The following is a 23,050-nucleotide window of genomic DNA, read 5'->3' on the forward strand; positions in this document are numbered from 1 at the left end:
ACGATCGTAGTGCGGCGGCGGCTACTTGCCCTTGGGCTTGTCGTTGCCCGCATCCGACGACAGCGCCGCCACGAAGGCCTCCTGCGGGACCTCGACCCGTCCGATGGTCTTCATCCGCTTCTTGCCCTCCTTCTGCTTCTCGAGGAGTTTGCGCTTACGACTGATGTCGCCGCCGTAGCACTTCGCGAGCACATCCTTGCGGATCGCCCGGATGTTCTCGCGCGCAATGATCTTCGAGCCGACGGCGGCCTGGATCGGCACCTCGAACTGCTGGCGTGGGATGAGCTCCTTGAGCTTGAGCGTCATCTTGTTGCCGTAGGCGAAGGCGCCGTCCTTGTGCACGATCGCACTGAACGCGTCGACGGCCTCGCCCTGTAGGAGGATGTCGACCTTCACCAGGGCCGATTCCTGTTCGCCCGCCTCTTCGTAATCGAGGCTGGCGTATCCGCGGGTGCGGGACTTGAGCGCGTCGAAGAAGTCGAAGATGATCTCGGCCATCGGCATCGTGTAACGCAGCTCGACGCGGGTCTCCGAGAGGTAGTCCATGCCACCGAGTTCGCCACGGCGGGACTGACACAGCTCCATGATCGTGCCGACGAACTCGCTCGGGGCGATCACCGTCGTCTTCACGATCGGTTCGAAGATGGCCTGCGCCTTGCCGTCGGGCCAGTCCGACGGGTTGGTGACCGTCATGTCGGCCCCGTCCTCACCGACGAGTCGGTAGACGACGTTCGGGGCGGTCGAGATCAGGTCGAGGTCGAACTCCCGCTCGAGCCGCTCACGCGTGATCTCCATGTGCAGCAGTCCGAGGAAGCCACAACGGAACCCGAACCCGAGCGCGACCGACGTCTCCGGCTCCCACGTCAGCGCGGCGTCGTTGAGCTGCAGCTTCTCCAACGCATCGCGCAGATCGGGGTAGTCCGATCCGTCGACCGGGTACAACCCGGAGTAGACCATCGGGCGGGGCTCGCGGTATCCGGTCAGCGCGTCGGTCGCGCCGTTGCGCGCGGTCGTGATCGTGTCGCCCACCTTCGACTGGCGGACGTCCTTGACGCCGGTGATGAGGTAACCGACCTCGCCGACCCCGAGGCCCTTCGACGCCTTCGGCTCCGGCGAGACGATGCCCACCTCCAGGCATTCGTGCGTGCTCCCGGTCGACATCATCTCGACCTTGACGCGCGGCTCGAGACGCCCGTCGACCACCCGGACATAGGTGACCACGCCGCGGTAGGTGTCGTAGACCGAGTCGAAGATCATCGCCCGCGTCGGACCGTCGGCGTCACCGACCGGGGCGGGGATCAGCTTCACGATCTCGTCGAGCAGTTCGGTGACGCCGGCGCCGGTCTTGCCCGAGACGCGCAGGATGTCGTCGGGGTCGCAGCCGATGATGTGCGCGATCTCCGCGGCGTACCGGTCGGGATCGGCGGCGGGCAGGTCGATCTTGTTGAGGACCGGGATGATCGTGAGGTCCTTGTCCATGGCCAGGTAGAGGTTGGCCAGGGTCTGGGCCTCGATGCCCTGGGCGGCGTCGACGAGGAGCACCGCACCCTCGCAGGCCTCGAGCGCGCGCGACACCTCGTAGGTGAAGTCGACGTGGCCGGGGGTGTCGATGAGGTGCATGACGTAGTCGGTGGTCACGCCGTCGGTCGTGACCTGCCAGGGCAGCCGCACGTTCTGCGCCTTGATGGTGATGCCGCGCTCGCGCTCGATGTCCATCCGGTCGAGATACTGCGCCCGCATCTGCCGCGCCTCGACGACACCGGTGAGCTGCAGCATGCGATCGGCCAGCGTGGACTTGCCGTGGTCGATGTGGGCGATGATGCAGAAGTTCCGGATCCGTTCGGGATCGGTGAAGGTGGTGTCGGCAAAGCTGGGAATCGAACTCACTCCTCTGACGGGACGTCGCGTACCCCCCAGTTTCGCACGTCATGGACCTCGCCCGGCGTGCGCGCACGCCACGACGCCGAGCCCACCGTTACCGTGGGCGCCGTGGCCGACCACGACGACGCCGGTGCCGACGACCCCCGGACGACCAGCGAGCCCCTGACCCACGACGGTGTCGTCGGGGTACTGCACCGCCCCGCGGACGATCCGATGGCGACCGCGGTGCTCACCCATGGGGCGGGCGGCAACCACGACGGCCTCCTGCTGCGGCAGTTGGGCGCCGCGCTGAGCGCACGCGGGGTCCTGGTCGCCCGGATCGATCTCCCCTACCGCCAGAAACGCCCGAAGGGCCCGCCCAGTCCGTCCGGATCGGCGCGTGACCGGGACGGGATCGTCGAGGCATGCGCCCTGCTGCGCGAGATGGCGTCCGGCCCGTTGATCGTCGGGGGCCACTCCTACGGCGGCCGACAGGCGTCGATGGTCGTCGCCGACGACGCCTCCGTCGCCGACGGTCTGCTGCTGACGTCATACCCGCTGCACCCGCCCGGCAAGCCCGACCGTCTGCGCGTCGAGCACCTCCCCCGCATCACCCGGCCGGTCGTCGTCGTGCACGGACCGTCGGACCCGTTCGCCACCACCGACGAACTCGCCGCCGCCGTCGCGCTGATCCCGGCCCCGACGACTGTGGTGGAGATCACCGGAACCGGGCATGATCTGCGGCCCGACCGCAAGCCCACCGCCGAACTGACCAGCGCGGCCGTGCTGTGGCATCTCCTGGGCCGCCGGACCGATTAGATTCGTCCCCATGGCGAACTGGACCTCCGTGGCACTCCGGCTGGCACGGCAGCACGGACCGCGCATCTACCGCGAACTGCAGCGCTCGGGCGCCCTGGACAAGGGCAAGGCCGCGATCACCGCCCGGATGAACGGCGGCACCCCGGCCTCGGCCCCGACCGCCGGCCCCGGACCGCAGGGACGCCCGGTCACCGACACCGACCGTCCGACGGCCGACCGCGCACGACGCATCGAGTACAGCCCGGCGCTCGACGGCGCCGCCGACCCCGGCGAGATCGTCTGGACGTGGGTCGCCTTCGAGGAGGACGCCTCGCAGGGCAAGGACCGTCCGGTCCTGGTCGTCGGACGCGACGGGAACACACTGCTGGGCCTGATGCTGTCGAGCCAGGGCCACCGCGCCGACGACCCGAACTGGCTCGAGATCGGCACCGGCAACTGGGACGGTGGCGGCTCCGGGTCGGCCCACAAGGTCAGCTACGTCCGACTCGACCGCGTGCTCGACGTCCCCGAGCAGGGCATCCGACGCGAGGGCGCGATACTCGACCGCGCCCGCTTCGACACGGTCGCCGACCGGCTGCGCAGCGAGTACCGCTGGAACTGACCCACCCGGTCCGTGTCGCGCGGACCTTGCGTTGGAGTGCACTCCAACTCCTACGCTGGACCGGTGACCACAACCACCGATCCGCTGGTCTCCGGCGGCACCGACGACGAGCGCACCTACGGCATCGCCGAGGTCTCGACCATCACCGGTCTGACGCCCGACACGTTGCGCTGGTACGAGCGCGAGGGAATGGTGCCTCCGATCCCCCGCGGCGGCGACCGGCGGCGGCGTTACACCGACCGCTACATCGGGGTGATCACCCTTCTCGTGCGCCTGCGCGAGACCGGGCTGCCCGTCGCCGACATGCGCCGATTCGCCCTTCTCGTCGAGGGCGGCCCCGACACCCATCCGGAGCGGCTGGCGATCCTGCTCGCCCACCGGGCGCGGATCGCCGAGCGACGCAGGCTGATCGACGAGACCAGCGACGCACTCGAACTGAAGATCGGCCACTACCGGACGTTGATCGACACCGGCGGTGAATGCGCCGCGGCGCGACCGGACTGAGTCGGGGCAGCACGGCGCACCGTCAGCGCAGGGCGACCAGTTCGTGCAGCGTCGTGCCGGTCCGCTCGTCGACCCGACCGTCGTCGCGGGTGACCGCCAGACGGAAATCCGACTCGAACCGGAAGTAGCCCGGCTGACCGACGATGCGTTTCATCAACGGACGCAACGCCTTGCTGCCCACGACCGGGATGTCGCCGAGCAGGTCGTGCCCGTGCAGGACCGTGCGCACGTCGAGCCGCAGTTCGAGTCGGCCGGGGATGCTCAACGAGATCCAGGTCGGGTACTCACGTCCGGCGTCGGCGTCGAACAGCAGTGGTCCCTCGGTCAGGACGGCCTCGCCGGTGCTGAGGATCACGTCGGCTCCGTCGGCGACCATCACCGGGGCGATCTGGTGCGACCCGTACCCCTCCTGGGTCAGCACCACCGCGTAGAGCAGGGAGTAGTCGGCGACGTACAGACGGCCCCAGTGCCAGCGATCGATCACCTTGCGCATGTCACCGGCACCCCAGTTGTGGTCGGCGTATCCGGTTCCGGTGACCTCCCAGCGTCGAGCCCCGATCGAGAGCCGACCGGTGACCGCCGCGCGGGGGGCGCCGACGCACCACCCGAAGATCTCGCCGTTGCCGAAGTGCGTCTCGCCCTGACCCGGCATCCACGGCGCGATCTCGTTCGCGAACTCGAGGTCAATGACCACGTCCTCCTCGGCGAAATGCACCGTGTACGTGGGTAGTTCATCGCCGAGGTCGACGTGTGCCGAGTTCTGCCCCACGGTCACGTCGCACTGCTCGGTCGAGAAGCTGCAGTCTCGTGCGGGGTACTTCTGGGCGATCTGTCGGCGGCTGCCGTCGGGGCCGTAGAGGATGATCTCCACCCACGGACGACTACGCGGCAGGTCCTCGGGCCTGCGCTTGGTCAGGAACCCGACCACGGTGTACCCGTTGTCGAGCGCGGCGTCGAAGTACCAGTGCTCGAAGGCGGTCAGCTTCGACGACTCGTGCAGCGCGTTGTGCGCCGGCCGGACCGCGGTCAGCGCCCCGTCGGCACGTCCCGGCCCGTTCCAGGCCTCGACCAGATCGGTTCTGCTCACGGTGAACTCCATTCGTGTAGGCGTGCGTAGGTGGTCGTCATCAGAAGGCGAGATGGACGGTCTTCTCCTGCGTGTGTGCGGTGACCCCGGACATGCCGAGTTCCCGGCCGGTGCCACTGCCCTCGCGTCCACCCCACGGCAGATGCGGTTCGGGCACACCCCACCCGTTGACCCACACCGAGCCCACCCGCAGGCGCGGGATCACCGAGTGCGCGGTGGACAGATCCGAGGTGTAGATCATCGCGTTGAGGCCGAAGCGGGTGTCGTTGGCGATCGCGATGGCCTCCTCGGTGTCGCGGAAGGTGATGATCGTGGCGACCGGACCGAAGATCTCCTCGCGCGCGATCGTCATCTCGTTGGTTCCGCGGAACACGGTGGGCTGCACGAAGAACCCGGGCCGATCGACGCGTGATCCGCCGGTGAGCAGTTGCGCACCCTCGGATCTCCCCGTCTCGATGTAGCCCAGGATGTTCTCCAGTTGCCTGCCGTTGACGATGGTCGCCATGGTCGAGGTCTCGTCGCACGGATCGCCGATCACCGCGCTCTCGGCGATCGCCACCAGTCGGGCGGCGACCTCGTCGGCGATCGATTCGTGCACCAGGACACGGGTTCCGGCGGCGCAGACCTGCCCCTGGTGATAGAAGTTGCCCATCGCGATCCAGGGCAGAGCGGCGTCGAGGTCGGCGTCGGGGAACACGATCTGCGGAGACTTGCCCCCGAGTTCGAGCGTCATCGAGCGGAACTTGTCCCCGGCCAGCGGTTGGATCCCCCGACCCACGCGGGGACTGCCCGTGAAGGTGATCTTGTCGAGCCCCGGGTGACCGGCGAGAGCCGCGCCGGCGATCGGTCCGCGTCCGGTCACGACGTTGACCACCCCGGCCGGGAAACCGGCGCAGGTCAGCAGTTCGACGAGCCGGATGGTCGACAGCGACGCGTCCTCGGCGGGTTTGACGACCACGGTGCAGCCGGCCGCGAGCGCCGGTGCGAGTTTCCAGCCGGCGATGACCGCGGGGTTGTTCCACGGGGTGATGGCCCCGACCACGCCGAGGGGTTCGCGCAGTGTGTAGCCGAACCGGTGCTGTCCGGCGAAGTCGGGCAGGCTCGTGGTCTGGCCGGTGATCTTGTCGGCCCACCCGGCGAAATGCCGGAACGTCGCGGCGGTCACCGGCATGTCACCGATCACGCTGTCGCGGTACAGCTTGCCCATCTCGAGCGCCTCGAGTGCGGCGAGGTTCTCCGCGTCGGCCTCGATCAGGTCGGCCGCGTGGGCGAGGATCCGACCGCGCTCCGACCCCGGCATCTGCGACCAGACACCGGATTCGAACACCGCACGCGAATTGGCCACGGCACGGTCCACATCGACGGCGGTGGCCGCGGCGACGTCGACGACCACCGACTCGTCGGCCGGGTTGATCGAGGTGTAGGTGCCCCCGTCCGACGCCGACATCGACTCCCCGCCGATCCGCAGTGTGGGTTCGGGGAGCACCGGATCGGCCGGTCGGGGGATCTCGGTCACGGTCACCGCGGTCTCCTGGGATCGAACTGGGGACGCAGGCCGGACCAGACGGCGTCGTAGTCGGGCTGGCGGTGGTCGGCGGCCATGGCGGTCTCGGTGGTCAGCAACGGCATCCGGGTCTCGAACATGATCGCCATGGTGTTGGCGAGGTACTGCGGCGTGAGATCGGCGGTCGTGCCGAGTTCGAACGTCGCCAGGTCAGGGCCGTGGGCTCCGAACATGTTGTGCAGACTCGCCCCTCCCGGCAGGAAGCCCTCGGCCTTCGAGTCGTGGACGCCGTAGATCAGCCCCATGAACTCGGTCATCACGTTGCGGTGGAAGTGCGGCGGCCGGAAGGTCCTCTCCGCGACCATCCACCGCGGCGGGAACGACACGAAGTCGACGTTGGCCTGGCCCGGTGCTCCCGACGGCGAGGTCAGCACGGTGAACACCGACGGGTCGGGATGGTCCACGTTGGCGTTGGTGATGGAACTGAACGCCGCGAGATCGTAGACGTGGCATCCGTGGTTGCCGTGCCAGGCGACCACGTCGAGGGGCGAGTGGTCGAGTTCGGTGGCCCAGAGGTGCCCGCCGAACTTCACGACGCGTTCGGTCGTCCGGGTGCCCTCCTCGTACGCGGCCACCGGGTGACGGAAGTCGCGGGCGTGGGCCAGGCCGTTCGCGCCGATCGGGCCCAGGTCGGGCAGCACGAACGGCGCGCCGTAGTTCTCACAGATGTAGCCGCGGATCGGGCCGTCGAGGAGGTCGACGGCGAAGGTGATGCCGCGTGAGATGAGGGCGATCTCGCCCGGACCCGCCTCGAGGACACCGAGCTCGGTGCGGACACGGATCCGACCGGTCTCGGGGACGATCAGGAGTTCGCCGTCGTTGTCGGCGAAGTACCGGTCCCCCATCGACCTCGAGGCGGTGTAGAGGTGCACGCCGATCCCACTGCGCGCCAGTACGTCTCCGTTGGCGCCCATCGTGTAGAGACCGTCGACGAAGTCACCGGGTGCCGACTCGAGCGGCAACGGATCCCAGCGCAGCCGGTTGGGGTTCGCAGGGCCGCTCAGCGGTGCGGTCGCCAGGGTTCCGTCGTCGATGCGGTGGTAGGCGCCGTGGGCTGCGGTCGGCAGGATGCGATACATCCACGTGCGCCGGTTGAGGTCGCGGGGCTCGGTGAACGCGGTACCCGAGATCTGTTCGGCGTACAGCCCGAACGGTGCACGCTGCGGTGAGTTCTGGCCCCAGACGAGCGCCCCCGGTACGGCCTCGGAATGGTGCTCGTTACCGAAGCCCCGGAGGTAGTCGAGAGACGTGTTCGTCGGGGCGGTCGGCTCGTCGGTCGGACGATCGGCGATCTGTGTCATCGGGTGCCTCTCTGCGATGAAGTGGTGTCGGGGGTACGGGGCGTCAGCGACGCAGCGCGCCCGACGCGTCGAATTCGGCCTCGCGCCCGTCCATCTGGGCGTGGTACCAGCTCTCGCGGTGTCGGCGCATCCACTTCTCGTGGACCCGGCCGACGACGGGAATCCGCCGCGCCGTCTCGACCACCGCAACGAGCGGCACACGACCCACCACCCACAGCAGCCACGGGAAGGCCGAGGGCATGTCGTAGCGACGGTAGGTCTGCGGCATCATGAACAGCCGCGCGTAGGCGGCGTAGACGCCGCCGTTGTAGGTCTCGCGGAGTCGGCGGAACCCGGTGTGTCCGTCGCGGGGCGCGAATGCCCTGGGGAACGACGTGATCAGTTCGGCGCCATGATCTCCGGCGTCGTGGCTCCGGGCCACCGACACCAGCGCGAGCAGTCGCAACGAGTCGGCGATGGTCTGCGGGTACCAGCGGCTGCGCACCCCGACCACGTGTCCGAGGTACCGCTGGAACGCGATGAGCTGGTAGATCTCCGAGCGCGTGGTCTGGATACCGGTGGTCCACAACGCCAGTGCCGGAGCAACACTCCCACCGAGCAGGGTCATCATCATGTACGACTGGCTGATCGGGATACCCCACCTCGAGGTGTCCCATTCGGGGTGCTCGGCGACGCGTCGGCGTACCGAGACGTGCATGACGCGCACCATCATCGCCGTTGCTCGACCGGTCGAGCCCGGTGTCAGCAGAGCCCCGGGTTCGGAGACGTCGATCCAGAATCGCGCCGTCTCGAGGAACCGACGCAGTGCGTTGTCCCCCGCGTACCCACCCGCCAGTGACAGTGGGGTCGCGACCGCGGCCTCGGTGTACATCTCCAGGGTGATGCCACCGGCGACGCTGAACAGCATGGTCCCCCAACGCCGCCAGACGCGCGCCCCCGCCTCGACCACCTCCGGGTCCACCCAGTCGGGCACCTTCTCGAACTCGTCGAACAGCGCCACCATCGACGGTGGCGGATCCTGGATCGAGGAGAGTCCCTCGGCGAGCGCCTGTTTGAGCATCGCTCGGCCGCGCACCGGACCGATCTCGCCGTAGAACACCTCGTCGACGAAGCGTTCGGCCACCGGGTCCGCGGCGAACATGTCGGCGCAGAAGGCGTCGATCTGATCCTGGGTGGGGAAGATGTCCTTGCCCGTCACGCGACGTACGACCCTGCGTGCGCGGAGCATCCCCGGGGTGTTCATGCCCTTGCGGTACGGGAAGGCGGTGGCCACGTCCGGGTGGACGAGGTCGTCGAAACCCGAACGCTCGGCGGCGGGCTCGCCCGGCGCCGGTACTGCGGCTCGGGTCCCGGTGCTCTTCTCGGTGTTCGTGCTCATGAGATCTCCGCTCTACGGTGGTTCCGGTGCTCGCCGGTGGCGAATCCGCGGGTCGGGAGCCAGTCCCCGATGGTCTCGGCGATGCGGTCGACACCGTCGGGTTGATCGACGAGATAGTGGTTCAGACCCTCGAGTTCGACGTGCGACACCTCGGTGTCGGCCGACGCGGCCGCCATGTCGCTCGAGTCGCTGACGAACGCCGCCTGGTCGGCGCGCAGGCAGACGACCTGGGTGGGTGTGGTGACCGTCTGCAGGTTGCGCAGGGCGTCGGCGTTCGTGCGGTCGAAGCTCCACGTGCTCAACCAGCTGCGGACGGTCGAGAACCGCGCCAAACCTCCCGCGGCCGAGTTCGCCGCCTGCGGATCGCCGTGCATGCTGCCGACCTGCCGATCACTCGGGTCGAGAGTTATGTCGACGAAGCGCGGGTCACCCACGGTGCGGTGTACGACGAATGCGCGATCCGACGCCCCCACCCGATCGAGTCGGTCGATCTCGGCCTGTGCCCAGTCGTCGATTCGCCGTATGCGATCGAGTTGCGCGGCGCGGTAGGAGTCGACCCAGTCCCGGTCGAGGGGCACCGCACGTCCGGGTCGGTAGAGATCGAGCTCGGGATCGGTGGCGACGGGATCGGCCTCGTCGGTGACAGCGCCGTCGATCCAGTGCCGGAGCACCCGTGCCCGGCCCGGATGGGCGCCCACGAGAATCAAACCGTCGGCCGGGCCGCACTCGGAGAGATCGACCGGATCTCCGGCCGGGGTCCGCGTCACCGCCTGGCCCCGGGCCAGCGCCTGCGACTGGTAGAACGACGCCAGCGACCCACCCCCGGAGAACCCCAGCAGGATCACCTTCTCGAACCCGAGCTCCTCGCGCATCCACCGGACACCCCTGCCCAGGTCGTCGGCCGCACGCTCCATGATCAGGGCGGGTTCGTTGGTCGCGTAGCGGGTGTTGACGGCCATCGTCGGCAGTCCCCGCTCGGCGAGCCCACGCAGCAAGAAATGCGTGAGGAAGTTCGACGCCGGGTGCGCCATGATCAGACCCACATCACGGGAGTACGTCTGCCCGGCAACGAAATTCGCCGGAAGCGTCGGGTAGTGACGGGTCAGGCCCGAATGGCTCTCCACCCGTCCGTCCGTCGCGGGGCGGAAGGGTATGCGTTGAAACCGATCGACGACGTCTGCGATCACCGGCGAACCTCCTCGTCGGGTCGGAGGTCGCGCTGTACGACCACTGCCAGGGGTACCACACCGTACGGTCTGGTATGTATTTTGTTCCCCGGTGCGCCGATCATGCGATCACGCGGTAGCGCAGCATCATGTCGTGGTCCTCGTGGTCGAGGATGTGGCAGTGCCACACGTATCCCTGCAGGGTGCTCGGGTGCACGTGCGGTCCGGACGCCATGTGCATCCCGCCCATGTCGTCATGGCCCGGGTGCCCGGTCTCCGCGGGAGGCGGTGCGGGCATCGCCGTCGTCGCCTCCGATGCGGGTGGACTCGGCGGGACAGGCGGCTGCGGCACAACGGTTCTCGACGACCGCGCCGATCCGGTGGTGTCGAGCGTGCCGGCGAGCGGGTCGGCGGGGAACGTGGCGTCGGGATCGAATCCGAGTTCCTCGGCGGTCGGGAACCGCACGACCACCTGGGTCACCGTTCCTCCGTCGGTGCGAACGGTGTCCTTCCACCCGGCCTCCCAGGCGGCGGGCCCATGGGACGGCCCGCCGTAGAACCGGTCGGGTGCCGGTGCCCACCGCACGCCGATCGCCGGCTGCGGGTGTGCCGCCTGGTATTCGACGGTGCGCAGCGGACGCCGACCGAGCACCCGGAAGTTGACGAGGTGGATGTGGATGGGGTGCGGATCCGGCGTGATGTTGATGATGTTCCAGATCTCCGTGGTCCCCTGCCGCGGCTTCTCCATGTCCGGGTCGGCGTAGCGAAGATTGTTGAGCGACATGATCGCCGGGGGCAGTCGCAGCGCGTAGGGCTGACTCACGGTGACGTTGCGGACACGCGCGGTCCGCGCCAGGGGTGGCAACACGGACGGCCGGCCGGGCCCACCACGGAGCCGCCGGGGAACCGAGCCACGGAAGCCCCGGCGAGCCGACGCCACGAACCGACCGAACACCGGCATGATCACCTCGCCCAGCATCGCGGCCTGGAACGGTGGCTGCTCCCGATTGCACAGGTCGACCGACTCCCCGGGCCGCAGACCGGAGAAGTCGACGAGCACGTCATAGCGCTCGCCGGGCGCCATCCGGAACGACCGGACGCGAGCGGGCGCGTCGAGCAGACCGCCGTCGCTGCCGAGGATCCAGAACGGCATGTCGTTCGAGAAGTGCAGTGTCCAGACGCTGTAGGAGCCGGCGTTGAGCATGCGGAACCGGTAGAGACCCCGGTCGACGGTGATCTTCGGCCACGCCGTGCCGTTGATCATCCCGACGTCACCGACGGCGCCACCCTCCCAGCGCCCCTGCGGGACAACCGGGGTGGAGCGGATGCTCATGTGCCCGTCGTCGGTGAAGATCTTCTCCTGCAGGATCAGCGGGAACTCGTACTCCCCCGACGGCAGACCCAGGCGATTCGAGGCGTCTCCCGTGTCGAAGTCGTCGCGGAGCAGGAAGTTGCCCGCGAGACCGGCGTACACGTTCGTGCGCGTGATCCCCATCGAATGGTCGTGGTACCAGAGGTGGCCGGCCTCTTGCCGATTCGGGTAGTGATGAACCGCCGTGCCCACCCGCGGCATCAGCAACCGCTCGGGATTGCCGTCGCTGTCGGGTGCGGTGACCGCGCCGTGCAGGTGCAGGCTGTTCGGAGGTCGATCGCGGTAGTCCTCGCTGACCCCGTGCACCGTCGTGTCGATGTCCTTCGCGAACGGGTGGCGCAGCAATTCGTTCCGATACCGGATGGTGGTCGACTCGCCGACCCGCCCCTCGATGGTGGCGCCGAGGTAGGCCATGTCGGAGTAGCCGAACGACGGCACCGACGGGAGGTCCCTGTGCATCCGGGCGCGTCCGGAGCGCGCCGTGACGGCGAGCTCCCCGACCCCCGATCGCACGCCGGGCCGGACCATCTCGTCGACGAACTTCGCCAGCGGCGGTGAGTGGAACACCGAGGGCAGCGGGAACGGGAACGCGGGCGGATAGTCCGGACCGGCCACGGCACGGGGGGCCAGACCGCCCACCGCGGCGAGGCCGCCGACGGCGGCGACGCCGCGAAACAGCCTCCGCCGATTGATCTCTTGTGACACCGGTCCCTCATCTCGTCGATCCGAACTCGGCCGACAGTACCATCCGGTATGGTTTGTTGGTGACGTTCATCGAATTCGACATCGCTCGCCGGCCACACCGACCTCCCGCCCGCCGGTGGCCACGGGTCGCGGTGATGCTGGCGGTGATCGTCGCGACGGTGGCGGTTCCCGCGCCGTCGGCCGCCCGCCCTGATGACTGCGCCCGGCCGGTGGTGCTGGTGCACGACCTCGCCGCGGGAACCGCGAGCATGAACCCGCTGCGCACCGCACTGGAAAGATCCGGAGCGTGCGTCACCTCGGTGGCCTACGGGTCGACGCCTGCGGCGCGCGCACTCTCGCGAGCCGGCGGGCCCGACCTGGGCGGACTCACCTCGCTGGAAGAGTCGGGCGCGGAGTTGGCGCGTCGTCTCACGTCGTCATCCGCTCCCGCGGGACCACTGACCGTCGTCGCACACGGTGCGGGCGCACTCGCAGTGCAATACGCGCTGCAGCACGGTGTCCCCGGGACGCGCGTCCGGGCACTCGTGACGATCGGCCCGCTGTGGAACGGGACGAACCCGGCAGGACTGGCCGACGTCGAACAGATCAGCCGCCGCCTGGGCACCTTCGACACGATCCTGCGACTCGAACGCCCCGTCGTCGACCCGATCTGCGCGAGCTGCCGGGAGATCGTGACCGGCTCGGATTTCCTTGTCGCCCTGCGAAGGACGGCGTTCCCGACCCCTGGTGTGCGCTACATCGACATCGTCTCGCGCACCGACGGACTGGTCACCGACCCCGAGGCGTCGACGGCGCCGGGTGCGTCGGTGACGGTGCTGCAGAGGATCGACCCGCGGGCGGCCTCCGATCATTTCCGTCTCCCGGCCGATAAGCTGGTGCGGTCGCTGGTCGTCGACGCCGCGCGCGGGTGATCGGCCGGCGCTTAACGACCCGAGACCGAACAGAGTGACCACGATGCCGTCGACCCGTCGGAAGACCGCCCGCCTGACCGCGGACGACTGGATCGCTGCCGCCTTCGACCTGTTGACGAGCGACGGTGTCGCCGCGGTCAAGGTGGTGACCCTCTGTCAGCGGCTCAAGGTGACCAAGGGCAGCTTCTACTGGCACTTCACCGACATCAACGCTCTGTTCGAGGCGATGGCCGGGGCGTGGACGGACGAATCCGACTCCTACCTACGGGGTCTCACCGAGCTGGGGACGGCGCCGCCGGCCGAACGCATCGAACAGATGACCAAACGACTGGTCGATCACCGAACCTGGGCGCGCGAGTCGGCCGTCCGCGAATGGGCTCGGTCGAACCCCACGGTGGCGACCGCGGTTGCGGCACTGGACAACCGGATCTTCGAGGTCGTGCAGGACACCCTCGTCGAACTCGGTCTCGGTGCCGCCGACGCACGCATCCGCGCCGGCCTGCTGGTCTACGCAGGCATCGGGTTCGTCGAGAGCCGGGGCAGCCTGCCCACCCCGACCCCCGACCAGATCCACAAGATGATCGAGATCATCTTCGACTGAGCCGCCGCGTCTCGCGTCGACTAGGCCAGTCGGGTGATCTCCACGACCACGTCGAGGTCGGTGGCGCCGCCGCCGGTGTAGATGCCCTTCAGCGGAGGGACGTCGGAGTAGTCGCGTCCGATGCCCACCGAGACGTGCTGTTCGTTGATCGGGACGTCGTTGGTCGGGTCGTAGCCCCACCAGGCGCCGGTCCAGGCCTCGATCCACGCATGGCTCTGACCCTCGACCACCTGGTCGATGGCGGCGTCACGGCTCGGGTGCAGATAGCCCGAGACGTACCGGGCCGGGATCCCGAGACTGCGCAGCATCAACAACGTCAGGTGGGCGTAGTCCTGGCACACGCCCTTGCGCTCGCTCCACGCGTCGACCGCACTGGTGTGTACGCCGGTGGTGCCGGGGACGTACTGCATCTCCGAGTGCACCCAGCTGCAGATCGCCACGACCGCCGAGCTCGGGTCGAGGCCCTTCGACAGCTTGCGTGCCGTCGCCGCCAGCGGACGGTTGCGGGGCACGTAGTCGGTCTTGCCGAGCACCTCGTCGAAGCGGTCGATCACGTACTCGGTCTTGAGGTCGTCCCAGTCGGTCTGCTCGGCCTCGGTCGGCCGGTTGCCCGCCTCGGTCTCCACCACCGACGACCCCGACACCTCGAGCTCCTCGTGGGGCGCATGGAGGTCGAAGGCGGTGACCGCGGTACCCCAGTAGTCGGTGTAGCGGTACGAACGCGTGGCGGGCACCGTCTCGACGCGGTTGACGATCACGTTCTGGCGGTTGTCGCTGCGCGGCGTCAGACGCGCCTCGTTGTACGACGAGGTCACCGGTGCGTTGTAGGCGAATCCGGTGGAATGCACGACCCGCAGGCGCCAGCTCACAGTTCACTCTCCTCGATGAAGTGGTCCTCGGCGGAGCTCGCCCGGACGTCCGCCCATGCCACGTACGGAGTGACGTGGAAATACTGCAGTGTCACAGCCTCGTTCAGGTCCCGACAGGTCTCCTGCAGGGCCAGCAACCGGTCCTGGAGGTCGTCGAGCAGCAACCCGGGCTGCATGAACTCCAGCGAGCTGCGTGCGCGACCCAGGAGACGCTGCGCCTCGGCGCGTGCGCCGACTCGGCTGTTGGGGCGGTTGTCGAGCTCCATCAACGATTCCTCGGCGAGGGTGATCGCATGGAACACCGACCGCGGGAACAACCGGTCCAGCAGCATGAACTCGACCACGCGGCTGGCGTCGAGCGCACCGCGGTAGGTGCGCAGATAGGTGTCGTGGGCACCCGCCGAACGCAGCACGGTGACCCAGGCGGGCGATCCCGACCGGTCCCCGGCGCGCGACAACAACATCCGGATCGTCATGTCCACGCGCTCGATGGATCGGCCCAGCAACAGGAACCGGTAGCCGTCGTCGCGACTGAGCGTGGCGTCGGCCAGACCCGCGAACATCGCCGCCCGGTTCTTCACGTAGGAGAGGAACTCGTAGGGCCCCAGTTTGCGGGCGGCCCGCTCGGCCTCGGTGAGTCCGTTGTAGGTGGTGTTGAGGCATTCCCACATCTCGCTGGACGTGACCTCCCGTGCGCCACGGGCGTTCTCACGCCCGGCACCGATGCAGTCGACGATCGACCCGTGGCCCTTCTTGTCGTAGGCCACGCGTTCGGTCAGCGACCAGACGTCGAGCTTGTCGACGTCGGCGGGCGGCTCCATGCCCAGCACCTGCAGCACCAGCCGGCACGTACGATCCGGGTCGACGGTGGCGTCCTCGAGCAGCTGATGCACCGCGACGTCGAGGATCCGGGCGGTGTCGTCGGCCCGCTCGACGTACCTGCCGATCCAGTACAGCGACTCCGCGTTACGCGCCAACATCATTCGGTGCCCCCCTGAGACTGGAACTGCATGTCGGATCGACCCTGCTGCTGTTGTTGCTGCTGCTCTTTCTGCTGGTGGGCCGTGGCCTCCGGACCCTGCTCGGTCTGCTGGGACGGCGGCAGGTCCTTGCCGCTCACCAACTCTTCACCGCCGAGCTCGCGTTCGGATTCCGACGTGCGGGAGGCCAGCACCCAGGTGTCCTTGGAACCACCGCCCTGGCTGGAGTTGACCACCAGAGACCCCTCCGGCAGCGCGACGCGGGTGAGACCACCGGGCAACACCCACACCGACTCACCGTCGTTGACGGCGAACGGACGCAGGTCGACGTGGCGCGGTTGGAGCTTGTCACCGATCTTCGTCGGCACCGTGGACAGCTGGACCACCGGCTGCGCGATCCACCCGCGGGGGTCGTTGCGCACCTTGCGGGCCAGGGTGTCGAGCTCCTCGGAGGTGGCGTCGGGCCCGAACACGATCCCGTAACCGCCGGATCCCTCAACGGGTTTGACGACCAGCTCGTCGATCCGGTCGAGGACCTCCTCGCGCTCGTCGTCGAGCCAGCAGCGCAGCGTGTCTACGTTGCCCAGACTCGGCTTCTCGCCGAGGTAGTACTGGATGATCTCCGGCACGTAGGTGTAGACGAGCTTGTCGTCGCCGACGCCGTTGCCCACGGCGCTGGAGATGACGACGTTGCCCGCGCGGGCGGCGTTGAGCAGACCGGCCACGCCCAGCATCGAGTCGGGACGGAACTGCATCGGGTCGAGGAAGTCGTCGTCGATGCGTCGGTAGATCACGTCGACGCGCTGCTCACCCTCGGTGGTGCGCATGTAGACGACGTTGTCACGACAGAACAGGTCGCGGCCCTCGACGAGCTCGACACCCATCTGGCGCGCGAGCAGCGAGTGCTCGAAGTACGCCGAGTTGGCGACACCGGGCGTAAGCACAACGACATTCGGGTCGGCCTCGTTGAACGCGGCGGAGGCACGCAGCGCCTTGAGGAGCTGGCTGGAGTAGTCGGCGACCGCGCGGACCCGGTGGCTGGAGAACAGGTCGGGGAACACGCGCGCCATCGTGCGGCGGTTCTCCATCACGTACGAGACGCCCGACGGCGACCGCAGGTTGTCCTCCAGGACGCGGAAATCGCCGTGCTCGTCGCGGATCAGGTCGATGCCCGCGACGTGGATTCGAACCCCGTTGGGCGGCTTGATCCCGACCGCCTGCCGGTGGAAGTGCTCACAGGAGGTGACCAGGCGCTTGGGTACGACCCCGTCGCGGAGGATCTCCTGCTCGCCGTAGATGTCGTCGAGGAACATCTCCAGCGCCTTCACACGCTGGGTGATCCCGCGCTCGAGCTTGGCCCACTCGCTCGCCGAGATGACCCGGGGCACAACGTCCAACGGGAAGGGACGCTCCTGCCCGGAGAGCGAGAAGGTGATGCCCTGGTCGATGAACGCACGGCCCAGTGCGTCCACGCGGGTGTTGAGGTCGGCCCGGTCCGACGGCGCCAACGCCTTGTGGATCCCGCGGTAGGGCGCACGGACCTCGCTGTTGCCGTCGAACATCTCGTCGAAGGCCTCGGCGTAGGGGCCCTTGGTGTAACCGGAGAAGATGCCGGTGGCGCCGTTCGCGGCCTTCGTCGAGCCCGTCGACTTGGCCGCGGTGGACTTGGCCGGGGCGTCGGACGACTTGGCTGCCGACCGCGTGCTCTTCGCCCCCACGGTCCGGCGGGCGGCGGGTGCGGCGCTCGGCTTGCGGTCGGGCGCGGCGACCTTCCCCGCCTTCGCGGCCGGCGTCGCCTTCTTGGCGCCGCCAGACGACGACTTGGCAGGACGCGATCGACTGTCCGAGGACCGGGTGTCGGTGTTCTCGGAGGAGGTTCCGGGGCTCATAACCAACCATGTTGCCCCACATGGGCCGACTCGGCATGGGGTTGCCGGTGATCGCGTCGATCAGACGCAGGTGAGGGTGGTGATCGTCAGGGCCGGCGGCGGGCGCGGCGAGCAGCACGAACGCCGAGCAGTGGTCGCGCCGCACCGCGGAGGACGGCTTTGGCGCGGGTCCTCACCCGTGGCCGGTCGATGGGCAACGGCATCGTCGCGAGCACGTCGGCGAGCGCGGACACCGCGACGTCGAGGGTCTCCTCGATGCCCGGTTCACCGGTTCCCGCGGCCGTCACCCGTGCCACCCGAAGGTCCTCGATGTCGCCGACGACGTCCCATCCGGACGCCTCGATGTCGGCGATCATCGAATCCGACTGCGCCGCGGCCCACTCCGACTGCTCCGGCGACAACGACCGTCCCGCCCGTCCCGGCGTGCCGAACAACACCGAGCCGATCAGGATCCGTTTGACCGCCGTCTCGTAACGCGCCCACTCGACGCGGTCGGGCTGCAGGTGCTCGTTGAGTCGTCGCAGCAGTTCGACCTGGGCCGGTGACAGCGCGGCGTTGCTCGGCGGGACCGGACGGTCGAGGGCGTCGCCGTCCGCGTCGAGCAGACCGACGAAGCGATCCCACAGCGACGTCGGGTCCGATCCCCCGCCGGCCCGCGGCACCGTGACGAGATGGACGTTGCCCGGGGGCAGATGGGCGCCCCACGTCCGCAGTATCCGACCGTGATCCTGGAACTCCCAGAACGGTTCCTGTTCGGCGAGGGGCCGGGTGCGCAGCGAGTCGACGAAACCGTCGAGTGTGGAGCGGTGTTGGTTCTTGATGTTCTCCTGCCACACCGACGGGATCTGGCGGGCCAGGTCACGCACCGTCACCACCACGTGCACGTCGGCGAAGTCGAGATCGGCGATGACCGAGGCGGCCTGGACGTCGGTCGCGGTCGAGAACAGTTCGTGGGAGACGACCGAGGTGCCCGGCCACGCACGCATCTGTTCGACGAGGGCACGCCACACGCCGGCGTGCGCGGGATCGACCCAGTCGAGGTAGCGGTCGGGTTGCAGGTGCACCGCGGCGTGGAAGTGGTCCTGCATCGTCGTGCCCGGATAGAGCAGTCCACTGGTCCGCATCGCGATGTCGCGGTTACGCCAGAGGCGGTCCTGCAGATAGGTCGTCCCGGTCTTCGGCAACCCGACGTGGACGAAGATCCGGGGCCTGTCCGGTGCCATCAGTGGCAATCGAGCGGTGGGGCGACCGAGGTGACTACGTTCATAGACGTCCGACTGTATCGGAGCGTGTCCAGATCTGCGTTCGCACTGATCGCAACCCCGGACCGCCTGGACGGGCCCGCGACGATTTGGGTGGGTTCGGGCCGTGGGGTAATATCCATCGCTGGTGCTCGTGACGGTTTTTCGGTGACAACCCGATCATCTCGCGAGCAGGTGCGAACTCGACCATCGAGGGACCGCCGACAACACTTTTCCCACAGATCAATGCGGGGCCCTCGGGGTCGTGCACAACCGAGCAAAGAGGTACCCAGGCGTGGCAAACATCAAGTCGCAGATGAAGCGGAACAAGACCAACGAGATCGCGCGTCAGCGCAACCAGTCGGTCAAGTCGTCGCTCCGCACGGCCATCCGCAACTTCCGCGCGGCCGTCGCCGCCGGCGAGAAGGACAAGGCGTCGGAGCTGCTCGTCAGCACCGCCCGCAAGCTCGACAAGGCCGCCAGCAAGGGCGTCATCCACTCGAACCAGGCCGCCAACAAGAAGTCCGCGATGGCGGTCGCGGTCAACAAGCTCTGAGCTGATCGCTCGGCCTGAGGGCCGCGTGCAGATCTCACCCCGGTGACGTGTGATGTCACCGGGGTGATCTGTCTGTGCCCTCGGGGCAGCTCAGCGGTGGCGGGTGGGTTTGAGATCGGCGACCAGGCCCACCGCGCGCTGCAGGCTGTAGTCGGCGTCGGCCGCCTGGCCCTTGACGTCACCGTTGAGGGTCGAGACCACCATCAGTGCACTCGCGATCGACTCCGCGTTCCACGCGCGAGCCTGCGACTGCACCCGCTTGAGACGCCCCGGGGACATCCCCACCTCCGATGCCGCCGAGTACTGGTCCATCGTTCCCAGACCCTTGACCCGGGCGATGGCGTGGACGGCCTCGCCCAACGCGTCGGCGATGACCACGTGCGGGACACCGTGGTGCTCGGCCCACGAGAGGGTCTCGAGCGCTCCCGCCTTGTCCCCGGTGATCGCGCGGTCGGCGACGTCGAATCCCTTGGTCTCGGGGCGACCGGAGTAGTAGGTCGCGATGGCGGCCGCGTCGACCTTGCCGCCGGTGTCGGAGACCAGCTGGCCACAGGCGGCGGCGAGTTCCCGCAGATCGGCACCCACCGATTCGACGACCTGCGCGACGACCTCGGCCGACACGCGCACCTTGAGTCGGGCGAACTCGGCCTTGACGAAACGGACCCGCTCCTCCGGCCACTTCAGCCCGACACATTCGTGTACCTGGGCGCCCGCGCTCTTCAACGCCCCGACCATCGACTTGGTCCGTCCGCCACCGGTGTGCGCCACCAGCAGGGTGATGCCCTCGGGCAGCGACTGGGCGGCGGAGGTGATCAGCGCGGCCGGCTCCTTGCCCGCGTCGGCCGCGGACTCCACGATGACCATCCGCTCGTCGGCGAACAGCGACGGGCTCAGCATCTCGGCGAGCTCGTATTCGCTGACGTCACCCGCCCGGACCCGGGTGATCGGCACGTCGGTACCGGTCTCGGCGTTCACCTGCTTGCGGATCGCCGCGGTGGCGCGCTCGACCAGGAACTCGTCGTCGCCGAGCAGGAGGTGGAGTCGGTCGGTCACGTCGGCCATCGTGCCAGACCCCACCGACGACACCGGCCCGGCCGTGGCCCGTCCTGCGCCACAGCCACACCCCCACGGCCGGTGCGGCGACGACCAGCGCGACCCACAGCGCCCCGCCGACGCCGTCGGGCACCGACACCGATGCACCCGGGACACGGGCGAGAACGTCGGCGGTGCGCACCATCCACCACAGCTCGGGCTCGCAGAACCGGATCAGGAGCTCGCCGACCCGCGGTGACAGACCCACGATCGCGGCGGCGACCGTGCCGAGAACTGTGATGGGCGCGACCGCGAGGGCGACGGCGAGGTTGGCCGCCACCCCCACCACGTTGACCGTGCCCGCGATCATGGCGATCAGGGGTGCGGTGACGATCTGCGCGGCCAGTGCGATGGCCAGCAGGTCGGCCACGCCGCGTGGGATCCCGGCGGCGCACAACCGATCCCGGAGGGTCGGCGCCAGCAGGATCAGGGCCGCGGTGGCACAGACCGACAGGGCGAAACCGGGATCGACGGCGAGCGCGGGCCAGACACCGAGCGCCATGATCACCGCGGCACACAGTGCCGGGATCGCCGCGGAGCGCCGCCCGGCGACCAGGGCGAGAAGTCCGACCGCACCCATCACCGCCGCCCGCACCACGCTCGGCGACGGACGCACCAGCACCACGAAGCACGCCAACACGATCGCGGCGAGGACGGCCGAGGTCCGACGTCCGACGCCGACCGCCTGCAGCACGAGGAGCACCGCACCACAGACGATCGCGAAGTTCGCACCCGACACCGCGGTGAGGTGGGTCAGGCCGCAGCGCGTGAAGTCGTCGGCGACGTCGGCACCGAGTCCGGACACGTCGCCGAGCACCAGGCCCGGCAGCAGGCCCGACTCGGCTGCGGGCAGGGCGCGTCGGGACCTCTCGGCGAACCGGAGTCGAACGGTCGACGCCCAGCGCTGATACCCCGGTGGTCGCGACACCGCGCGCGGCGGTCCGGTCGCCCGCAGCGACGCGACGGTCAGGTCGGCGCGATACGGCCGGTCGACGGTGACCACCGCGGTGACACGTTGTCCGGGAACCAGATCCGACCATCCGTCGAGCGGTGCGGTCAGTGTGGCCGCCGCGCGGTCCGACGGCGGCGACAGGACCGACGCGGCGACCGGCACCCGGATCCGGGGCGGTCCCGGTCCGCGCAGCACGCGCGGGTCGTCACCGATGAGCAGCTCCGCCGTCGTCTTGTGTCCGACGAGGTCGGCCGCGGCCATCGGGTGCTGCTGCAGGTCGATGACGCGGGCGGTGACAGCCGCACCGAAGCCCGCCGACACCCCTGCGGTCGCGATGACCAGCAGCATCACCGGTCGTAGGGCATGCGCACGCTCGCCACGGCGCACCACGAGGACCGTCGTCGTGAGGACCACGGCGCACAGGGCCGTCGCGACGCCGCCTGCCCACACCCCGCCGACCGCGCCGGTGATCGTGACCGCCCAGCACCCGGCCGCGGGCGCGAGCAGGCGGAGATCCGCTCCGACCGCGTCAGACCGTGACGCGATCACGCAGCTTCGCCAGGCGTCCAGGGCCGATTCCGTCGACCTCGGCGAGCTGATCGACCGACGTGAATCCGCCGTTGCGCGAACGCCAGTCGATGATCGCCTTCGCGGTCACCGGCCCCACACCGGGCAGGGTGTCGAGCGCCGCCTCGTCTGCGGTGTTGAGGTTCACCGGTGCGCTGTCCCCGGCGGACGCCGGGCCGGGGGCACCGCTCGTCGCGGGTGGCGCACCCGGGGACGCCGCGGCTCCGGCAGCGCCTGGCCCGGACGACGACGCGGAGACGATCGCGCTGCGCATGCCCGCTCCCCCGGCCGGGTCGGCGAACCCGACCAGGATCTGATCGCCGTCGCGGACCGGTTGCGCCATGTTCAGGCTCAGCAGGTCGGCGCCCGGTCGGCCGCCGCCCGCGCGGGCGATCGCGTCGGCGACCCGGGCCGTGCCGGTCAGTCGCACCAGGCCCGGCGTCCGGACCAACCCGACGACACTGACGACCAGCTCGTCGGCCGGCGCGGGCCGGGCGGGCGACGACGCAGAGGCCGACGACGAGCTCGGCTCCGCGGACGAGCCGTTGTCGGCCGGACGCCCGGACTGCCCGGGTGTGGTTGTCGAGGGGGCTGCGGCGCCGGCCGAGGCCGGGAACGCCACCCGCGCGGCCGCGGGGGAATCGTCGGAAGGTCCACTGAACACGGTGTAGGCGGTCACGACGCAGGCCAGCACGCCGACCGCGATCAGCGCTATCGCGGCGGGCGGTGCGACGACCGGCATCCGCCGTGTGGGCGGTCGGCGCACGGAGACCGACCGATCCGACTGCGCCGCAGCGACATCGCCGTCCGATGATTCGTCGAGCCATCGCGGCGGGGGCGTCGTACCCCACAGTGGCTCGTCATGGACGGTTCGGGGCACGGCCCCGACCGCCCGCTCGGGTGACACGGCGAGGTCGTCATCGCCCGGGACACCGACACCCACCTCCGGGACCCAGGGCGCCGGCTCCGACCGCAGGCGCGACAGGGCATCGGGTCGACGGTCACGCCCAGAGCTGCTTGCCATGTCGTCACGGT

The 23,050-nt window shown here is 69.2% G+C and carries 20 protein-coding genes; 6 read left to right on the forward strand and 14 right to left on the reverse strand.

The features are described 5' to 3' along the window. Nucleotides 1-21: 21 nt before the first annotated feature. Complete coding sequence (lepA, locus tag LX13_RS14935) at nt 22-1,887, reverse strand: translation elongation factor 4 (protein ID WP_253662108.1); 1,866 nt, start codon at nt 1,885-1,887, stop codon at nt 22-24. Between the two features lie 93 nt (nt 1,888-1,980). On the opposite strand from lepA, the gene LX13_RS14940 reads away from it, so the two are divergent. The 3 genes from LX13_RS14940 to LX13_RS14950 all read left to right on the forward strand — a co-directional run bounded on the left by LX13_RS14940 (nt 1,981) and on the right by LX13_RS14950 (nt 3,784). Next, a complete protein-coding gene (locus LX13_RS14940; protein WP_372499945.1) occupies nt 1,981-2,679 on the forward strand; it encodes an alpha/beta hydrolase family protein in 699 nt (232 codons plus the stop codon). Nucleotides 2,680-2,689: 10 nt separating this feature from the next. Next, nucleotides 2,690-3,280, forward strand: a complete 591-nt coding sequence (locus LX13_RS14945) for a type II toxin-antitoxin system PemK/MazF family toxin (protein WP_253662109.1) — start codon at nt 2,690-2,692, stop codon at nt 3,278-3,280. 63 nt (nt 3,281-3,343) lie between these two features. Then, the gene (locus LX13_RS14950) at nt 3,344-3,784 is read left to right on the forward strand and encodes a MerR family transcriptional regulator (RefSeq protein WP_253662110.1); all 441 of its coding nucleotides are present in this window, start codon (nt 3,344-3,346) and stop codon (nt 3,782-3,784) included. Nucleotides 3,785-3,806: 22 nt separating this feature from the next. Here the strand turns inward: LX13_RS14950 and LX13_RS14955 are convergent, their stop codons facing one another. From LX13_RS14955 to LX13_RS14980, 6 genes are all read right to left on the reverse strand, one after another. Next, the gene (locus LX13_RS14955; RefSeq protein WP_253662111.1) at nt 3,807-4,871 is read right to left on the reverse strand and encodes a lipocalin-like domain-containing protein; all 1,065 of its coding nucleotides are present in this window, start codon (nt 4,869-4,871) and stop codon (nt 3,807-3,809) included. Nucleotides 4,872-4,911: 40 nt separating this feature from the next. Then, complete coding sequence (locus LX13_RS14960; protein WP_253662112.1) at nt 4,912-6,393, reverse strand: aldehyde dehydrogenase family protein; 1,482 nt, start codon at nt 6,391-6,393, stop codon at nt 4,912-4,914. Beyond that, nucleotides 6,390-7,736 (reverse strand): homogentisate 1,2-dioxygenase, encoded by a 1,347-nt coding sequence (hmgA, locus tag LX13_RS14965; RefSeq protein ID WP_253662113.1) that lies wholly within the window; start codon nt 7,734-7,736, stop codon nt 6,390-6,392. Before hmgA ends, LX13_RS14960 begins: the two co-directional genes overlap by 4 nt. A gap of 43 nt (nt 7,737-7,779) precedes the next feature. Beyond that, complete coding sequence (locus LX13_RS14970; protein WP_253662773.1) at nt 7,780-8,979, reverse strand: oxygenase MpaB family protein; 1,200 nt, start codon at nt 8,977-8,979, stop codon at nt 7,780-7,782. Between the two features lie 131 nt (nt 8,980-9,110). Further along, entirely contained in the window at nt 9,111-10,238 is a 1,128-nt protein-coding gene (locus LX13_RS14975; protein WP_253662114.1) for an alpha/beta hydrolase, read from the reverse strand. Between the two features lie 163 nt (nt 10,239-10,401). Next, nucleotides 10,402-12,357, reverse strand: coding sequence for a multicopper oxidase family protein (locus tag LX13_RS14980; protein WP_253662115.1), 1,956 nt, complete (start codon nt 12,355-12,357; stop codon nt 10,402-10,404). 59 nt (nt 12,358-12,416) lie between these two features. Between LX13_RS14980 and LX13_RS14985 the strand changes: the two genes are divergently transcribed. Further along, nucleotides 12,417-13,268 (forward strand): esterase/lipase family protein, encoded by an 852-nt coding sequence (locus tag LX13_RS14985; protein ID WP_253662116.1) that lies wholly within the window; start codon nt 12,417-12,419, stop codon nt 13,266-13,268. A 43-nt stretch (nt 13,269-13,311) separates the two neighbouring features. Further along, nucleotides 13,312-13,869 (forward strand): TetR/AcrR family transcriptional regulator, encoded by a 558-nt coding sequence (locus tag LX13_RS14990; protein WP_253662117.1) that lies wholly within the window; start codon nt 13,312-13,314, stop codon nt 13,867-13,869. 20 nt (nt 13,870-13,889) lie between these two features. Here LX13_RS14990 and LX13_RS14995 read toward each other — a convergent pair whose 3' ends face one another. The 4 genes from LX13_RS14995 to LX13_RS15010 all read right to left on the reverse strand — a co-directional run bounded on the left by LX13_RS14995 (nt 13,890) and on the right by LX13_RS15010 (nt 18,830). Then, entirely contained in the window at nt 13,890-14,738 is an 849-nt protein-coding gene (locus LX13_RS14995) for a transglutaminase family protein (RefSeq protein ID WP_253662118.1), read from the reverse strand. Beyond that, on the reverse strand, nt 14,735-15,721 hold the full coding sequence (locus LX13_RS15000) for an alpha-E domain-containing protein (protein ID WP_188489987.1): 987 nt from the start codon (nt 15,719-15,721) through the stop codon (nt 14,735-14,737). The genes LX13_RS14995 and LX13_RS15000 overlap by 4 nt, the downstream gene beginning before the upstream one ends. Then, nucleotides 15,718-17,607 carry a circularly permuted type 2 ATP-grasp protein gene (locus LX13_RS15005; protein ID WP_253662119.1) on the reverse strand — a complete coding sequence of 630 codons (1,890 nt, stop codon included), beginning with the start codon at nt 17,605-17,607 and terminating at the stop codon, nt 15,718-15,720. The genes LX13_RS15000 and LX13_RS15005 overlap by 4 nt, the downstream gene beginning before the upstream one ends. A gap of 86 nt (nt 17,608-17,693) precedes the next feature. After that, nucleotides 17,694-18,830 (reverse strand): sulfotransferase family protein, encoded by a 1,137-nt coding sequence (locus LX13_RS15010; RefSeq protein ID WP_253662120.1) that lies wholly within the window; start codon nt 18,828-18,830, stop codon nt 17,694-17,696. 313 nt (nt 18,831-19,143) lie between these two features. Between LX13_RS15010 and rpsT the strand changes: the two genes are divergently transcribed. After that, nucleotides 19,144-19,404, forward strand: coding sequence for a 30S ribosomal protein S20 (gene rpsT / locus LX13_RS15015; protein WP_253662121.1), 261 nt, complete (start codon nt 19,144-19,146; stop codon nt 19,402-19,404). A 90-nt stretch (nt 19,405-19,494) separates the two neighbouring features. Here rpsT and holA read toward each other — a convergent pair whose 3' ends face one another. From holA to LX13_RS15030, 3 genes are read right to left on the reverse strand one after another with little or no spacing between them, the layout of a single operon-like run. Beyond that, complete coding sequence (gene holA, locus LX13_RS15020) at nt 19,495-20,436, reverse strand: DNA polymerase III subunit delta (protein WP_253662774.1); 942 nt, start codon at nt 20,434-20,436, stop codon at nt 19,495-19,497. Beyond that, nucleotides 20,327-21,997 (reverse strand): ComEC/Rec2 family competence protein, encoded by a 1,671-nt coding sequence (locus LX13_RS15025; protein WP_253662122.1) that lies wholly within the window; start codon nt 21,995-21,997, stop codon nt 20,327-20,329. Before LX13_RS15025 ends, holA begins: the two co-directional genes overlap by 110 nt. After that, on the reverse strand, nt 21,978-23,039 hold the full coding sequence (locus tag LX13_RS15030; RefSeq protein ID WP_253662123.1) for a ComEA family DNA-binding protein: 1,062 nt from the start codon (nt 23,037-23,039) through the stop codon (nt 21,978-21,980). The genes LX13_RS15025 and LX13_RS15030 overlap by 20 nt, the downstream gene beginning before the upstream one ends. Nucleotides 23,040-23,050 lie beyond the last annotated feature (11 nt).

This window comes from Williamsia maris (assembly GCF_024171815.1).
GTDB lineage: Bacteria > Actinomycetota > Actinomycetes > Mycobacteriales > Mycobacteriaceae > Williamsia_A > Williamsia_A maris.

Excerpts from the sequence above, each read along its gene's own strand:
- LX13_RS15000 (WP_188489987.1), bottom strand. The coding sequence starts at position 15,721 with ATGATGTTGGCGCGTAACGCGGAGTCGCTGTACTGGATCGGCAGGTAC.
- LX13_RS15030 (WP_253662123.1), bottom strand. The coding sequence starts at position 23,039 with ATGGCAAGCAGCTCTGGGCGTGACCGTCGACCCGATGCCCTGTCGCGC.
- LX13_RS14970 (WP_253662773.1), bottom strand. The coding sequence starts at position 8,979 with ATGAACACCCCGGGGATGCTCCGCGCACGCAGGGTCGTACGTCGCGTG.
- LX13_RS15005 (WP_253662119.1), bottom strand. The coding sequence starts at position 17,607 with ATGAGCCCCGGAACCTCCTCCGAGAACACCGACACCCGGTCCTCGGAC.
- LX13_RS14990 (WP_253662117.1), top strand. The coding sequence starts at position 13,312 with ATGCCGTCGACCCGTCGGAAGACCGCCCGCCTGACCGCGGACGACTGG.
- LX13_RS15010 (WP_253662120.1), bottom strand. The coding sequence starts at position 18,830 with ATGGCACCGGACAGGCCCCGGATCTTCGTCCACGTCGGGTTGCCGAAG.
- LX13_RS14945 (WP_253662109.1), top strand. The coding sequence starts at position 2,690 with ATGGCGAACTGGACCTCCGTGGCACTCCGGCTGGCACGGCAGCACGGA.
- hmgA (WP_253662113.1), bottom strand. The coding sequence starts at position 7,736 with ATGACACAGATCGCCGATCGTCCGACCGACGAGCCGACCGCCCCGACG.